General features: G+C 71.5%; 15 protein-coding genes. 7 read left to right on the top strand and 8 right to left on the bottom strand.

The window, feature by feature from the left end; genetic code table 11:
• Positions 1-141: 141 nt before the first annotated feature.
• Genes AB0M29_RS28315 through AB0M29_RS28305 form a run of 3 tightly spaced genes read right to left on the bottom strand, consistent with a single transcriptional unit; the run spans position 142 to position 1833 of the window.
• Positions 142-939 carry an alpha/beta hydrolase gene (locus AB0M29_RS28315; protein ID WP_365387542.1) on the bottom strand — a complete coding sequence of 266 codons (798 nt, stop codon included), beginning with the start codon at positions 937-939 and terminating at the stop codon, positions 142-144.
• Positions 932-1447 carry a hypothetical protein gene (locus AB0M29_RS28310; protein ID WP_365387540.1) on the bottom strand — a complete coding sequence of 172 codons (516 nt, stop codon included), beginning with the start codon at positions 1445-1447 and terminating at the stop codon, positions 932-934. The genes AB0M29_RS28315 and AB0M29_RS28310 overlap by 8 nt, the downstream gene beginning before the upstream one ends.
• Complete coding sequence (locus AB0M29_RS28305; RefSeq protein ID WP_365387537.1) at positions 1444-1833, bottom strand: ATP-binding protein; 390 nt, start codon at positions 1831-1833, stop codon at positions 1444-1446. Before AB0M29_RS28305 ends, AB0M29_RS28310 begins: the two co-directional genes overlap by 4 nt.
• A gap of 114 nt (positions 1834-1947) precedes the next feature.
• Between AB0M29_RS28305 and AB0M29_RS28300 the strand changes: the two genes are divergently transcribed.
• Together AB0M29_RS28300 and AB0M29_RS28295 are read left to right on the top strand one after the other, a co-directional pair.
• Positions 1948-2760, top strand: coding sequence for a helix-turn-helix transcriptional regulator (locus AB0M29_RS28300; RefSeq protein WP_365387535.1), 813 nt, complete (start codon positions 1948-1950; stop codon positions 2758-2760).
• Entirely contained in the window at positions 2757-3014 is a 258-nt protein-coding gene (locus AB0M29_RS28295) for a DUF397 domain-containing protein (protein ID WP_365387532.1), read from the top strand. Before AB0M29_RS28300 ends, AB0M29_RS28295 begins: the two co-directional genes overlap by 4 nt.
• Before the next feature lie 73 nt (positions 3015-3087).
• Here the strand turns inward: AB0M29_RS28295 and AB0M29_RS28290 are convergent, their stop codons facing one another.
• A complete protein-coding gene (locus AB0M29_RS28290) occupies positions 3088-3471 on the bottom strand; it encodes a hypothetical protein (protein WP_365387530.1) in 384 nt (127 codons plus the stop codon).
• A gap of 257 nt (positions 3472-3728) precedes the next feature.
• Here AB0M29_RS28290 and AB0M29_RS28285 point away from each other — a divergent pair, with 257 nt between their 5' ends.
• Complete coding sequence (locus tag AB0M29_RS28285; RefSeq protein WP_365387528.1) at positions 3729-5615, top strand: galactose oxidase early set domain-containing protein; 1887 nt, start codon at positions 3729-3731, stop codon at positions 5613-5615.
• Between the two features lie 80 nt (positions 5616-5695).
• Here AB0M29_RS28285 and AB0M29_RS28280 read toward each other — a convergent pair whose 3' ends face one another.
• On the bottom strand, positions 5696-6973 hold the full coding sequence (locus AB0M29_RS28280) for an MFS transporter (protein WP_365387527.1): 1278 nt from the start codon (positions 6971-6973) through the stop codon (positions 5696-5698).
• Between the two features lie 340 nt (positions 6974-7313).
• Between AB0M29_RS28280 and AB0M29_RS28275 the strand changes: the two genes are divergently transcribed.
• Positions 7314-7619 (top strand): hypothetical protein, encoded by a 306-nt coding sequence (locus tag AB0M29_RS28275; RefSeq protein ID WP_365387525.1) that lies wholly within the window; start codon positions 7314-7316, stop codon positions 7617-7619.
• Positions 7620-7649: 30 nt separating this feature from the next.
• On the opposite strand, the gene AB0M29_RS28270 is transcribed toward AB0M29_RS28275, so the two are convergent.
• Positions 7650-8246, bottom strand: coding sequence for a helix-turn-helix domain-containing protein (locus AB0M29_RS28270; protein WP_365387523.1), 597 nt, complete (start codon positions 8244-8246; stop codon positions 7650-7652).
• A 70-nt stretch (positions 8247-8316) separates the two neighbouring features.
• Between AB0M29_RS28270 and AB0M29_RS28265 the strand changes: the two genes are divergently transcribed.
• From AB0M29_RS28265 to AB0M29_RS28255, 3 genes are all read left to right on the top strand, one after another.
• Positions 8317-9210 (top strand): NADP-dependent oxidoreductase, encoded by an 894-nt coding sequence (locus AB0M29_RS28265; protein ID WP_365387521.1) that lies wholly within the window; start codon positions 8317-8319, stop codon positions 9208-9210.
• A 441-nt stretch (positions 9211-9651) separates the two neighbouring features.
• On the top strand, positions 9652-11259 hold the full coding sequence (locus AB0M29_RS28260) for a ricin-type beta-trefoil lectin domain protein (protein WP_365387520.1): 1608 nt from the start codon (positions 9652-9654) through the stop codon (positions 11257-11259).
• A gap of 145 nt (positions 11260-11404) precedes the next feature.
• On the top strand, positions 11405-11773 hold the full coding sequence (locus tag AB0M29_RS28255) for a hypothetical protein (protein WP_365387518.1): 369 nt from the start codon (positions 11405-11407) through the stop codon (positions 11771-11773).
• Between the two features lie 22 nt (positions 11774-11795).
• On the opposite strand, the gene AB0M29_RS28250 is transcribed toward AB0M29_RS28255, so the two are convergent.
• Both AB0M29_RS28250 and AB0M29_RS28245 read right to left on the bottom strand, forming a co-directional pair.
• Positions 11796-13040, bottom strand: a complete 1245-nt coding sequence (locus AB0M29_RS28250; RefSeq protein WP_365387517.1) for an SMI1/KNR4 family protein — start codon at positions 13038-13040, stop codon at positions 11796-11798.
• Positions 12997-14394 carry a lanthionine synthetase LanC family protein gene (locus AB0M29_RS28245; RefSeq protein ID WP_365387515.1) on the bottom strand — a complete coding sequence of 466 codons (1398 nt, stop codon included), beginning with the start codon at positions 14392-14394 and terminating at the stop codon, positions 12997-12999. The genes AB0M29_RS28250 and AB0M29_RS28245 overlap by 44 nt, the downstream gene beginning before the upstream one ends.

The raw sequence follows: 14394 nt of genomic DNA, 5'->3' as shown, positions 1-14394 counted from the left end.
CCGGCCGGTGGTCCGAAGACAACGCGTCTGCCCCATTGGGGCCGGTGGTGACCTGCAGCCCGTCGCGGGCTGGTCGCGCAGTTCCCCGCGCCCCTTCGGGGCACGACCTCTTCCGCAAGCGCAGCGCGCTTCCCCGCGCCCCTAACGGGGCTCGGCCGCGTCGCGGATGGCGGCGGCCAGGAGGGCGGGGGCGGTGAGGTGGGCGGTGTGGCCCTGGCTGGGGAGGGTGACGACGTCCGCGTTGGGGAGGGTGTCGGCGAGGTCGGCCAGGCGCAGCCGGAGGTGGTCGGGGCTGGAGTCACCCTGGACGAGCGTGGCCGGGGCGTCGAGGACGGCATAGCGCTCGATGCCGACACCGAGCGCGTCGATGGCCTCGTTGTCAGCGATCTGCCCCGCCGCGTGGAGCGCGAACAGCGCCCGCACACCCTCGTGGGCGAACATCGCCTCGACCGCGTCGCTAGGCATCCGCACGATGTCCCGCATATGGATCCGCATCGCCTCGACCGGATCACCCGCGTCGAGCGCGGCACGGGCCCGCACTCCCGCCTCCCCGGAGATCAACTCCCGCGTCGACAAGGGGGGTTCGTAGAGGAACAGCCCGGCGAAGGCGGACGGCGCCCGCAGCGCCGCCTCCAGTGCGGCCACGGCGCCGGAGGAGTGCCCCACGAGCAGAATGGGGGACTCCAGGAGCGCCGCGACGGCGAGCACGTCGGCGGCCTCGGTGGCCATCGAGTGCGGGAGCGCGATCTCCGCCCCGGGAACGTAGATCCGCCGGTTGACCCTGACCACGCGGTAGTCCGCGGCCAGCAGAGCGGTGACGGCGTCCCAGGGCGTCGAGTCCCCGCCGCCCGGCGGAACCACCAGCAGGGTCGGCCCGGAACCGTCATCGAGAGCGGTGACGGGCCGACCGTCCTCGGATACGGCGTGAAGTTCAGTCATGCCCGCAAGCATGTCGCCGCCCGCCGACACCGCACCTACACCCCGCCGACGTCCGGCCTGTCGGCCGGACCGGCCCCGGGCCGTCGCGATGGCTGATCCCCAGCCGCAGCCGCCCGGCCATCGTCGCCCCGGCGAGATACGTCTCCACGTCAGCCCGCCCGGCCCGCCGCGCCAGCGGTGTGAGGCCGACGAGTACGGCGACGGGCCCGCCCGCCCGGACGAAGTCGGCCCACCGGTCCCCGACGGGGAGCTGCATCAGATGCTCGGCGCCGTCGAGCCGTACGGTCGCCCGCGCGATGCCCGCGACCGACACGCGGTCGCCGATGTCCGGCAGCCGGCGGGCAGGACCCGACAGCCGCATCGCCCGCGCCAGCGCCTCCCCGGCGGCGGGCTCCGGGTGCACGAGGAGCAGGAACGCCACCGGCCCGAACCCGGTGTCGTCCAGCCACGACCACGACGCGATGCCGTTGATCAGGCCGGGCGTGAGCGGCGGCAGCGACGCCGTCACCGCCACTCCACCCAGACCTGCTTGCCCTCCGGCGTGAGCGTCGCGCCCCAGCGGTACGCCGCCGCCGCGATCAGATGCAGCCCGCGCCCCCGCTCGGCCGTCCAGTCCGGTAACGGCCCCAGCACCGGCAACGCCCGCGACCCGTCACTGACCGCCGCCCGCACCCCCTCCCCCGGCAGCCGCGACAACGTCAACTCGCAGTCGGGCGAGCCCGTATGGCGATGGACGTTGGCCAGTATCTCCGTCACACACAGTGCCGCCGCCTCGGCGAGGTCCCCGCGCCCCCACGCGCGCAACTGATCACATACAGCCTCGCGCACAGCGCCGAGGCGGGCGGGTTCGGCACTGAGCCGCATCGCCGTTCCGGGTGGAGATTCCAACGTCATGGCCCCAACGGTGACGTGGTGTGGTTAGCCTGACCAGGGACGACCTGATCCCGTGTCAGGTGGGCGCAGCGGACCAGACCTTGTGTAAGACGTGTGCATTCTGGAGGTGGTGCCGTGTCCACGAAGAGTGAGGGCTCGGCGAGCATGCGGATGTTCGGCTCCGTCGTACGGTCCTTGCGCGAAGCGCGCGACATCTCGACGGACGAACTCGCCGCCCATGTCGGCTACTCCAAGTCGCTGATCATCAAGATCGAACGGGGCGACCGGATGCCGCCGCCGATGTTCGTGGAGAAGGCAACTGCGTTGCTGGACGCGGGGGACGTGATCAGCCGGGCGGCTGAGCATCTGGAACGCGGCGACTTCCCCTCGTGGTTCGAGGGGTACGCCGACCTGGAGCGGATGGCGATCAGCCTCTACACGTACGACACCGTGGCGATCAACGGTCTGCTCCAGAGCGAGGAGTACGCCCGCGCCCTGCTCAACACACGCTGCCCTGCGCTCGACACGGATGAGATCGAACGGAGGGTTCTCGCCCGAATCGCGCGCCAGACGCTGCTGACTCGCACTCCGCTCGCGCAACTCTCGTTCCTCATGGATGAGTCAGTGCTCAGGCGCCCCGTCGGCGGTGAGGGCGTGCAAAAGGCTCAGCTGACTCAGCTGCTGGAGGCCGACGCACTGCGCAACGTGACGATTCAGGTCCTGCCCTTGGACTACGGCGCACATGCGGGATACGACGGTCCGATGACGTTGCTGGAGACCCCTGAACGGCAGCTTCTCGCTTACCTAGAAGTCCAGGCCCGCAGCATCCTCGTGGATGACCGCGACGAGGTCAGCACGCTCAACCAGCGCTATGCAATGATCCGATCGCAGGCCCTCAGCGTGAGGGAGTCCGCGAAGTTGATCGAGACGATTGCGGGAGAGCTATGACCGCCGAACTCACCTGGTTCAAGAGCAGCTACAGCGGCACCGAGGGCGGCGCCTGCGTCGAAGTCGCCCTGGACTGGCGGAAGTCCAGCTACAGCGGCAACGAAGGCGGCCAGTGCGTCGAGGTCGCGGCATGCCCCGAGGCCGTCCACGTACGGGACTCGAAGGACCCCGAAGGTCCCGCACTGACCTTCACCGGCGCCGCGTGGACCGCGTTCCTCGCGTACGCGGCGACGGCGACGTACGCGACCCTCTGAACGACGACCGGAGCGCGTCCTCCGCGACGCAGACGGGGACGCGCTCCGGAGCGCGGGCGAGGTGCGTGGGGGCTCAGCCGCCAGGCGTGTTCTCACCCTGGGTGCAGACGACGTAGAGCCGTAGGTCCGCCGGGGCGCCGTTCTCCAGGGACTTGTGCACGGCGATGGTCCAGCCGGTGGCGTCGGCGGTGGGGCGGGTCTCCAGGAGGTCCGCGGGGGTGGTGCCGAGGGTGTGGCCCGCCGGGGCCGAGAGGACGTAGCCGCCGCTCAGGACGTTCTCCTCGGGGGGACACATGAGCGTCCTCGGGGTGCCGTCGGCGCCCCCCTTGATCACGCTGCCGGGCACCGCCTGCGGTTGGACCGTGCCCGCCATGGCCGTCCCGGTGCCGCCCGCCAGGGCGACGAGCACGCCCACGCCCACGGCCGCGGCGGCTCGCTTGAGGGTCCTGCTGCTCACTGCATGCACTCCTTTCAGCTTCTTTCGACGGATTTCGGTCATTGCAGCACGCCCCCGGGCGGATAGGCCGTCGACACTCAGAGTGACCACTATCGAGTGACAGTGCGAGATTCGCTGATGCGTCCGCACACACTCCGTGCACATTCCGTGTATTTGGTAGCTGTCCGTAATCGTAGGTCAGGGAAGTCTCCCCGGCCGCCGACGTACCCGTACGCCAGATGCCCGGACCGCCCGCGCGGCCGGTTGTGAGGAGTTCGATGTCACGCAAGAGGTCACTCAACCGCCGAACCGGGGCGCTGGCGGCTCTGACCGCCGGGCTCGCCCTGGCCACGACGACCGCCCTGACCGCACCGCTGTCCTCCGCCTCGGCCGCGTCCGACCCCTTCTCCGGAGGGCACGGGCTGCGGATCACGGACGCGCAGGTGCGGGCCCAGGTGCGCCCCGACGAGGTGAAGACGTTCGGCCAGGCGGCCGCCGAGGACATGGCCAGGGACCGTATCGGGCTGGCCGCCGTCGACAGCGACTACCCGCAGACCACGCGGACGCTGCGGCTGAAGATGCTCACCGAGACGCAGGCCGCGGACAACGCGAAGTTCGACCCGGCGACGTTCGGGAAGTTCACCGACTACTTCTCCAGCCCGGACTACGGCGACCACATCGCGCTGCTGCCGACGGGCAAGGTGCTGCTGTTCTCGTTCGAGCGGGTGCAGGACAACCCGCAGAAGGAGCCCGCGCCGACCGACATCATCGGCAGCAGGAACGCGGGCCGGGCGTATGTGTGGGACCCGGCCCGGGGCGAGGGGCCCGACGCGTTCAAGGCCGTGCCGCCGCCGGTCGTCGACATGCCGGACGGCACGCACCAGCCGCGGCCCGCGCCCTTCTTCTGCGCCGGGCACTCGTACCTGCCCAACGGCATGGTGGGCGTCTTCGGCGGCAACCTCGGCGGCAACGGCGGCACGGGCGCCAAGCTCGCGCTGGTCTTCGACCCGTGGACCGAGACGTGGCACCAGCAGCAGGACATGTCGGTGGGCCGCTGGTACCCGACCGTGGTGACCGGCGCCGACGGCCGCCAGGTCATCATGTCCGGCCAGTCCGAGCTGGGTTGGGGCACGCCGACGCCGGTCATCGAGCAGTTCCCGGCGACGAACACCCCGGTCTCGTACAACCCGCGGCGGGCGCCCGACAACGTCGCCGTCGACCGGTGGAAGACGGACGCGCCCTTCCGGATGGACTACCCGCAGCTCTTCTCGCTCAACGACGGGAAGATCTACGGCTTCGGGCGTGACGCGGACCAGCAGTGGCTCTTCGACCCGGCCGACCAGTCCCGTACGTCGCTGCCCAACCGCCCCGACGGCGGCCTGCGCAACTACGGTTCGGCCGTCGCGCTGCCGAACGGCACCGCGGGCCCCGACTCCGTGCTGATCCTCGGCGGCAACCGCAACGACCCCAACACGTACCGCTTCTCGGGCGGCAAGTGGACGCTGGACACCCCGCGGGCCTTCGGCCGCACCCAGGACGACACGCTGATCCTGCCCGACGGCAAGCTCTTCACCGTCAACGGTTCCTACGACATCCGCGACTACGGCAACGGCGCCTACAACCCCAACGCCGACCTCAAGTACCGCCAGACCGAACTGCGTGACGCGGCGGGCAAGTGGACGCTCGGCCCCGAGCAGCGACTGCCGCGCGGGTACCACTCCAACGCGGTGATCCTCCCGGACGGGCGGATCATGGTCACCGGCGACGAGTTGCAGCAGATCGCCAACAACCCCGACATCACGTCGGACATGAACGGCACCATCGAGATCTACGAGCCCGCCTATCTGCACCAGGGGCCGCGGCCCGTCCTCAGCCGCGTGCCGCGCGGGCCGGTCTCCTACGGCGCCGACCTCCCCGTCACCACGACCACTCCGGGCCAGGTCAGCCGCGCCGTCCTGGTGGCCCCCATCACCTCCACCCACGCGGTCGACACCAGCCAGCGCCAACTCGACCTCACGATCAGCCGCCGCGCGGGCAACACCCTCACCCTCACCGCCCCGCCCTCGGCCAACGCCGCCCCGCCCGGCTACTACATGCTCTTCCTTCTCAACGCGAAGGGCGTCCCGAGCACGGCGAAGTGGGTCCAGCTGACCCCCAACTCCTGACCCCCGCCCCGCCTTTCGCCCCGGGCGGTGACCGACCTCGCGTCGGTCACCGCCCTTTCGGTGTGGCCGCAGCCTGGGTACTAGCCAGGCGTGTCGGCGGTCTCGGTCGCGCTGGTGGCCTGTTGCTGTGGAAGCGCACCCGCAGGCGGTGCCTGCCGCACGGCCCGGTTGGCCGTGGTGAGGAGGGCCAGGATGAGCAGCCATGCTCCGCAGAGCCAGACCAGCGGCTTGGCACCCAGCGTGGTGATCAGGGCGCCGCCTGCGAGCGTGCCGATCGACAGCGCTCCCGTGGTGAGCGTGGAGACCGCGCTCGTGGCCCGGCCCCGCAGCTCATCGGGGGTGATGGACAACTGGTGGGTAGTCATGGCCACCGCATAGATCGGAGCCACCAGCGACTCAGCGGCCGCGACCGCCGCCAGCACCAACGGGTTGGGGGCGAGCGCGTACAGCGGGAACATCAATGCCTCCAACCACAACATCACCACAGCGATCCGGCCCAGCGGAAAGCGGCGCGTCGCCCTGTCCGAGACAAGCGCTCCCGCCATGGCACCGACCGCCGCGCCGCTGAAGATGACACCGATCCACAGCGGCGAGGCACCCACCTGCCGGGCGAGGGTGATGATCAACAGATATCCGGCGCCGTAACGCACCTTGTCAGCGGCCGAGACCAGAGTGAGGAATCGGATGACGGGCCGGCGCCAGAGCCAGCCAAGCCCCTCCCGGATCTCGGTGGAGAGCCGGGACGTCGTCCGCACGTCCTGCCGGTCCGCTTGGAATCGAGCACGCATCAGACGCAGCGACGCCGCGGACACTGCGAAGGAAGCCGCGTTGACGGCGAAGGGCACGGTCCGGCCAACGGCGTAGAGCGCACCGGCGAGTGAGGCCCCGAAGATGCCCACCGCGCTGGCGGCGGACTGCGAGTAGCCGAGCGCGGCGGACAGCTGTCGCGGGCCAACCACATTGGGCAGCGCCGCTGTGTTCGCCACTTGGAACAGCGTGGTCAGGAGCCCGGCAAGCACCGCTGTCGCATACAGCTGGGGCATGGCGAGCCTGTCCAGCCACAACCCAGCGGCGACGCCGGCGGTGAGCACGGCCCGGCCGAGCTCACACCAGATCATGGTGGCCTTACGGTCCCACCGGTCGACGAGGGCGCCGGCAACCAGCCCGAACGCCAAGAAGGAAAGAGTGCCGAGGCCGAGCACGAACCCGGCTTGGGTGGCCGACCCGGTGAGAGCCAGCACGATCAGCGGCAGGGCCATGAAATGAGCCTGGTCACCGATAGCAGAGACCAACTGGCCGCTCAGCAGCAGCGAGAAGTCCCGGTTCCGGAACAGGCCGGGACCGCGAAGAGTATTCAATGGAGTTACGCTCCGTAACAGCTCAAGGACACAAGGGTGACGTCGAAGCTGGTGTCCGAGCTAAGAGACACGGGGCGTAATTGACATGCGCGGACCGTACCCAGGAGTTGAGACGGACCGCAATCGTTTTCCGAAGGCTATTGAGCTTGGCCATCGAGAGGTCGAAGCCGACCTGAAGTCCCTCGACCTCGCCGAGCCAGCCGTTGGCGCGGGCCTCACGACGGGGAACCTGTGAAGGCCCTGCGTTTTTTGGTGCCGCACCCTCGCGCTGTCACGGTGCGCACTGGGACACTCACTGTGTGCTCCCCGCTGACCACCGCACCACGCCGGGGGTGACCCCATGACGCCTCACGAGCAGGAATCGCCTCGTGGCAAACACCGTCGGCCCTGCTTCTTCTGCCGCGTGCACCCGGCCGACGTACGCGACCGCGACACCGGCCTCTCCTGGTGCCTTGGCTGCGCCGCCGACCTCATCCACACCGGGCAGGCGATTCTCGACTACGACGAGTTCGACGAAGGTGATCGCTACCGCGACCTCCTGGACCTCCACGGCCGCGGCCTCTACACGGCGTTCCCCCGCCACGGCCACCCCGGCGACGGGGAAGGCACGGAGCCAGGAGGGCCGGGCGCTCCCGGCCGCACCTGAACACCCCGTCCGGCGGCGTAGCGGGCTCCGTCAGGCGGGGCGCGGGGAGGGGCAGGTGGCGGCCCAGGCCGCCTCGATCATCGGGAAGATCTCGTCCAGCGCGGTGTCCGGGATGGGCGCCTCGCGGGCCAGCGAGTAGGCGTCGATCACGAACCTCGCGATGGTCCGGCTCACCGTCGCACTGCGGGCCAGTTCGGGATCGGCGGCGATCGCCGTCGCCAGGGACTCCGCGTGACGCAGCCTCATCGACTCCTCGTACTGCCGGAGGGCAGGAGTCTCGTCGATCAGGCGCCAGATCGGGGTGGCGCCGTCCGCGGCGCAGTGCCGGACCAGGGACTGGACCTCGCGGCGCAGCGCGGGGAGGAGCGGCTCGCCCGGTGCCCGGTCGGCGACCGCCCGCGTGAGGCGTTGCTCGAAGTCGTCGTCCAACTCGAACACCAGGGCCTCCTTCGAGGCGAAGTGGGAGAAGAGCGTGGTGACGGCCACGTCTGCCTCAGCGGCCACGTCACGGATCCCCACCGCCTCGTACCCGCGCTCCAAAAAGAGCCGCAGGGCCGTGTCGGCGATCTTCTGGCGGGTCGCGGCCTTCTTGCGCTCACGGCGTCCGGGTCCGGGCGGCACGGTCATGCGCTGACACTATCAAATACGAATCTGGATCCGTTTCAAAAAGCTAACCGTTAGTGCTACGGTCCCCCACATGAAGAAAGTGAGCTTCGCCGAGTTCGGCGGCCCGAGCGTGCTGCGCCTCGTGGACGCGCCGGAGCCCCACGCGGGCCCCGGCCAGATACGCGTCGCCGTGCGGGCGGCGGGCGTGAACCCCGTCGACTGGAGGATCCGTGAAGGCCAGAAGCTGGGGGCCCATCCGATCGAGTTGCCCTCCGGCGTCGGGCTCGACGCCGCGGGAGTGGTGGACGAGGTCGGCGAGGGCATCGACGATGTCGAGGTCGGCGACCACGTGTTCGGCGAAGGCTCCAGCACTTACGCCGAGTTCGCCGTGCTTTCCGCCTGGGCCCGCATGCCTGACCGCGTGACGTTCGAGGAGGCCGCCGGGTACCCGTCCGTGGTGGAAACCGCGCTGCGCATCATCGACGAGGTCGGTGTCAAGACTGGGCAGACGCTGCTGGTCAGCGGCGCGTCCGGAGGCGTCGGCTCCGCGGTCCTGCAGATCGCCCGCGACCGCGGCATCACCGTGATCGGCACGGCCGGGGCCGCGAACCAGGACTACCTGCGCGGCCTCGGCGCCCTCGCCACGACCTACGGCGAGGGCTGGGTCGAGCGGGTGCGGCGGCTCGGCCCTGTCGATGCCGCCCTCGACCTGGCCGGTTCCGGCGTGATCCGCGAACTCGTCGAGCTGACCGGGGACCCGGGCAGGGTCATCACCATCGCCGATCTCGGCGGGCCGGACCTCGGCGTCCGCTTCTCCGGCGTGGCCGGCAGTGTCCGGGCGGCGCTCGCCCTCGCCGCCGACCTCATCTCCCGTGGACGGCTCCACATCCCGGTCGACACCTCCTACCCCCTCGCCGCGGCCGCGGCAGCCCACACCGACAGCCAATCCGGCCACACCCGCGGCCGCCGCGTCCTCCTCCCCTGAGGCGCGCTGCGCTGCGCTTGCGGAGGACCTAGCCCCGCAGGGGCGCGGGGAAGCGCGCCGCGCTTGCGGTGGGCCAGGCACCGTAGTGCCCCGTCAGGGGCGCGGGGAACTGCGCGGCCCGCCCCCACCGGGCCGGTGGCCCGAAGACCACGCGTCTGCCCCATTGGGGCCGGTGGTGACCTGCAGCCACGCGACGGCTGGTCGCGCAGTTCCCCGCGCCCCTATCGGGGCACGACCTCCGCAAGCGCAGCGCGCTTCCCCGCGCCCCTGCGGGGCGAGGCCTTCCGCGAGGATTGACGTGGGCATGACGGGACTCTACATTCGGGGAGTGCTCTCAAGCGGTAGCGCGCCTGCGGGGTTTGGCAACGTTGTCAAGTCGTCAGGAGCCGTACGGCGCAAGGGCGTTCCCCTGCAGTACCCCCCACACGAGCAGGTGAAAACGTGAAGAGAATCCTCCACTGGGCGGCAGCCCTGACCGCGGCGGCGGGACTCGCCGTGGCGTCGCCCGCCGCGGCGCAGGCGTTAACGGCGGCGTCCACCGGCGGCACCGGCACCGGCACCGTGACCGCGGCGCACGCGTGCGCAAAGCCCGCGCACCCGGGGACGCCGGTCTGTTACGCCGAGGTGCGTACCGACGTGCACGCCGTGCGGGCGAACGCGATGGCGCCCAACGCCACGCCGTCGGGTTACGGCCCTTCGGACCTGCAGCGCGCGTACAACCTGGCCTCGGCCGCGGCGTCCAACGGCGGCGGGGCGACGGTGGCCGTCACCGAGCTCAACGACAACCCCAACCTGGAAGCGGACCTGGGCACGTACCGTTCGCAGTACGGGCTCCCCGCGTGCACGACGGCCAACGGCTGCTTCCGCAAGGTCAACCAGAGCGGCCAGCAGGGCAACTACCCGCCGGGTGACCCGGGTTGGGGCACCGAGGCGTCGCTGGACATCGACATGATCTCGGCGGTCTGCCCCAAGTGCCACATCCTGGTGGTCGAGGCGGGCGACCTGGCCGCCGCGCAGAACACCGCGGTCTCGCTCGGCGCCCACTTCATCTCCAACAGCTGGGGCACCGGCGACAGCTCCGGTGACGCGGGGATGGACGCCGACTTCAACCACGCGGGCGTGGTGGACGTCGCCAGCTCGGGCGACGGCGGCTACGGCGTGAGCTTCCCGGCCACCTCGCAGTACGTGGTGGCCGCCGGCGGCACCACGCTGCGGACCAACTCCGGCACCTCGCGCGGCTGGTCGGAGACGGTGTGGTCCGGCTCCGGCGCGGGCTGCTCGTCGTGGGAGGCCAAGCCGTCGTGGCAGAAGGACACGGGCTGCGGCAGCAGGCGTACGGTCGCGGACGTGGCGGCGGTCGCCGACCCCGGCACGGGTGTGGCCGTCTACGACACGTACGGGCAGGGCGGCTGGATGGTCGTCGGCGGCACCAGCGCCTCGTCGCCCATCATCGCCTCGGTCTACGCGCTGGCCGGAGCGCCCTCGGGCGCGGCCGCCGCGGTGCCGTACGCGCACGCCTCCTCGCTCTACGACGTGACCTCGGGTTCCGACGGCTCGTGCAGCCCGTCGTACCTGTGCAACGGCACGTCCGGCTATGACGGCCCCACCGGCCTCGGCACCCCGAACGGCCTCAGCGCCTTCAACGGCACCGGCGGCGGCACCACCCACACCGGCCCGGTCACCTCCGGCGTCTCCTCCTCCCTCTGCCTGGACGACCGCTCCTCCAGCACCGCCAACTTCAACCCCGTCCAGATCTGGGGCTGCAACGGCAGCGGCGCCCAGTCCTGGACCGTCTCCGGCAACACCCTCCAGGCGCTGGGCAAGTGCCTCGACGTGAACGCCGCCGGAACCGCCGACGGCACCCTCGTCCAGCTCTACGACTGCAACGGCACCGTCGCCCAGGTCTGGCAGCCCCAGTCCAACGGCGCCCTGCTCAACCCCAACTCGGGCAAGTGCCTGGACGACCCCAACAGCTCCACCACCGCGGGCACCCAGGTCCAGATCTGGGACTGCAACGGCACCAACGCCCAGCACTGGACGCTGCCCTAGCTTCCCCGTCCTCGCGTGCGGTCCGCCTCCCCCAGGGAGGCGGACCGTTGCCCTGTCATCCGTCAGGAGCGCCCCGGCCCCGCCCCCTCCTACGGTGCAACCAGGGACGGACACTCGGGCCGTCCGCACACGGAGGGACAGCATCATGCGCAGGATCGTCCGGGGCGCCGCCGCCCTCGCGCTCGCCACCGCAGCCGCCACCGCGATCGGCACCGGCTCGGCCCACGCCAGCGACCAGCCCCAGTACGGCTGCCCCAGCGGGGCGGTCTGCATCTACGGCCAGAACGCCGACTACCGCAACGGCCACCCGACGGACGTCTTCTACAGCTACGGCGCCCACAACCTCAGCGGCCAGTTCGGCGACCACTTCGTCCTCAACAACCAGACCGGCGGCGCCTCCGCCCACCTCTGCCTCGGCTACAACGGCGTCGACTGCCGCTACCCGCTCCCCCAGGACCAGCGCATCAACTACGACATGGACGAGATCAACTCCATCGTCCTCGACCGCCCCTGACGCCGCCCGCCCTTGGGCCCGGTCAGCCGCGGGCTGCCTCCAGCAGCTCGCGGCCCCTTTCTGGGGTGAGGAGTTCGGCGAGGGTGGGGTGGGCGAGGAGGGAGACGGGGGCTATGTGGTCCTCGGTGAGGGGGCGCCAGAGGGGGAGGGCGTCGCGGAGGGCCTGGTAGGCGGCGGCGTCGGTGGCGCCGCGGGCGAGTATCGCGTGGACCGCCGCGTCGAACTCTGGGTTCCCGAAGGTGGGGCGGAAGTCCGGGGCGGCGACGGCGGCTTCGTACGTCGCCACGACCGCTTGGACGTCCGGGGGCGCCACCTCCTTGAGGCGCTCCAGCGGGCGCAGGTCGTAGCGGGCGGCGAGCTGGTCCTGGCGGATGAGGAGCGGGAGCAGTTCGGCGGCGAAGAGCGGGCCGCGCAGGAGGTCGTCGTCCCCCGCGCGGTGCCAGACGAGGTTGGTGATCTCGTGCTGCCAGTCGCCGAGCATCGCCTTGAGCTGCATGGTCAGCACCTCGGCCCGCTCGCTGCCGAACTCACGGGCGCGGGCGAGGACTTCGAGCGGCGCGTCGACCTCGCCGCCCAGCGTGGCCTGCCGGGCCTGCTCCACCTGCTGGTCCCAGTGGTCGCGGGTGGCGCCCGGGGGCTTGCGCAGGCCGTGGAAGGAGACGTACTCCGCGTACATCAGGTCGTAGAAGGAGTCGTGGCGCTCCGGGCCCTCGCCCGACCAGGAGGCGAGGCGGTAGGCCGCCCACTCGCCGTCCTCGTCGACGTCGTCCGGGTCGAGGAGCAGGACACAGGCGTCGCCTTCGAGGGACAGCCGCAGCGTGCGCCGCAGCAGCAGCGCCTCCTGCACCTCGAAATCCTCCTCGTCCTCGTCCTCGTCTTCCTCCGGCTCGTCGTCGTCCTCTTCCGGGTCCTCGCCGTCCGTCAGCCCGGCCAGGTCGTCGTAGACCTCGATCCAGGTCTTGTCGTCGGTGTCCTTCAGCCACTGGAGGTCGGCGGTGCCCGCCAGCCGGTAGATGAAGCAGCCCGCGTCCCGCCAGCCGTCGGTGACCTGGAGGAACTCCCGTAGCGAGGGCGGCAGTCGGCGGCCGAGCCGCGCTTCCGCGGCCGCTATGTCCGCCTCGGCCGCGGGCGCGAACCCCAGCCAGCGGTCCTTCGCGACCTCCTCGGCGAGCGGCGCGTCCGACTGCGGGTCATGCCCGTCGACCCACTCGCCGCTCCACCGCTCAAGAAACGGCGCCCATTCCTCGCGTCCCCGTGTGTTGTCCATGTCCCCACCCCATCACAGGGGTACGACACCCGGGCGCGGCCCACCACTGGTCGGGCCGGTCGACGACCGGCGCTTGGGGGCCGGTGTCGAGGAAGCGGCCCAGCCGCAGCAGATAGGCGGCGATGCCCGCCGCGCCCTGCATCCACGGTGTGCCCGGGGGCAACAGCGGTGGGTCCACGCGGTGTTCGGTGAAGCGCCAGCGCGCGCCCGCGTCGTCCCTGACGGCGCGTTCGACCAGGGCGTCCCCCATCACGCGCGCCGCACGTACCAGCGTCTCCGCCCGCGCCGGGTCCGCGCTGTCCTGGGCCGCGTCGAGGAGGACGTCCCCCACGCCCGCGGTGCCGCAGCAGCGGCCGTCGTTGTCCCAGAAGCCGGGGCGCAGCCGCCGCGGGACGCCGGAGGTGAGGATCGAGGTCAGGCAGCGCTGCCGCAGCTCGCCCACGTCGTGGCCCGCGACCTCGGTCACTCCGGCGAGCGACAGCGCCGCGAACAGATGCGAGGTGCCCGCCGGGCCGTGGCACCAGGTGTACGTCACCGGCTCCACCTCCCGCGACGACTCGGGGATGGTGTGCGGCACGATGAAGCCGCCGTCCGCCAGCGAGCCGACCGACAGCACATGGCGGGCGCCCGCCACGGCCGCGTCCACGAAGTCCTGCCGGTCGAGGGCGGCGCCCGCCACGGCCAGGGCGGCGGCCACCCCGGCGGTGCCGTGGGAGTAGTTCGGCAGTCGCGAGGTGCTGCTCGGGGTCATCTCCCAGTCCAGGCCCGCGTCCGTGCGGTCGGCCGCCCGCAGCAGGGCCTCGCCGCCCGTCGTGGCGATCGCCCCGGCGTGCTCGCCGCCCGCCCAGACCGCGGTCATGACGATGCCCGCGGCGCCCACGATGATGTCGTTGAGCGGGGCGTCAGAGCCCGGCTCGAAGTCGGTGGTGGTCTTCCACCCGTCGGGGGTCGCCAGTTCGGCCAGCCGCCGCAGGGCGAGGGCTTCGCTGCCCGGGGCGAGCAGCCGCAGTGCCATGGCGTGGCCCGCCAGGCCGTCGTACAGCGAGGGTTCGGTGGTGCGCGCCGCCACGGCCGACAGCCGGGTCACGATCCCGGCCGCCAGCCTCTCCTCGCTCGCGCTCAGCTCGCGGTACTGCCGGATCTCGGCGAGCACCGGGGCGAGGCCCGCGATCCCCGAGTAGAGGGAATCGCGGGCCTCGGGGGCGGTCGCCGCGGGCTCCGAGTCCGGGCCCGGGTCCGGTACCGACTCCGGCAGCCATGGGCCGTCGTCCTCGCGTATCTGCCGCAGCACCCACGACCAGGCGGCCTCACCCAGCTCCCGGTAGGTGTCCGGTGTCGCGTCGGGTGTCGCCAT

The sequence above is a fragment of the Streptomyces sp. NPDC051976 genome (assembly GCF_040680795.1).
In the GTDB taxonomy this organism is placed as follows: domain Bacteria; phylum Actinomycetota; class Actinomycetes; order Streptomycetales; family Streptomycetaceae; genus Actinacidiphila.
Note: the sequence above shows the minus strand (reverse complement) of the source record. Positions and strands in the feature narration are given on the sequence as shown.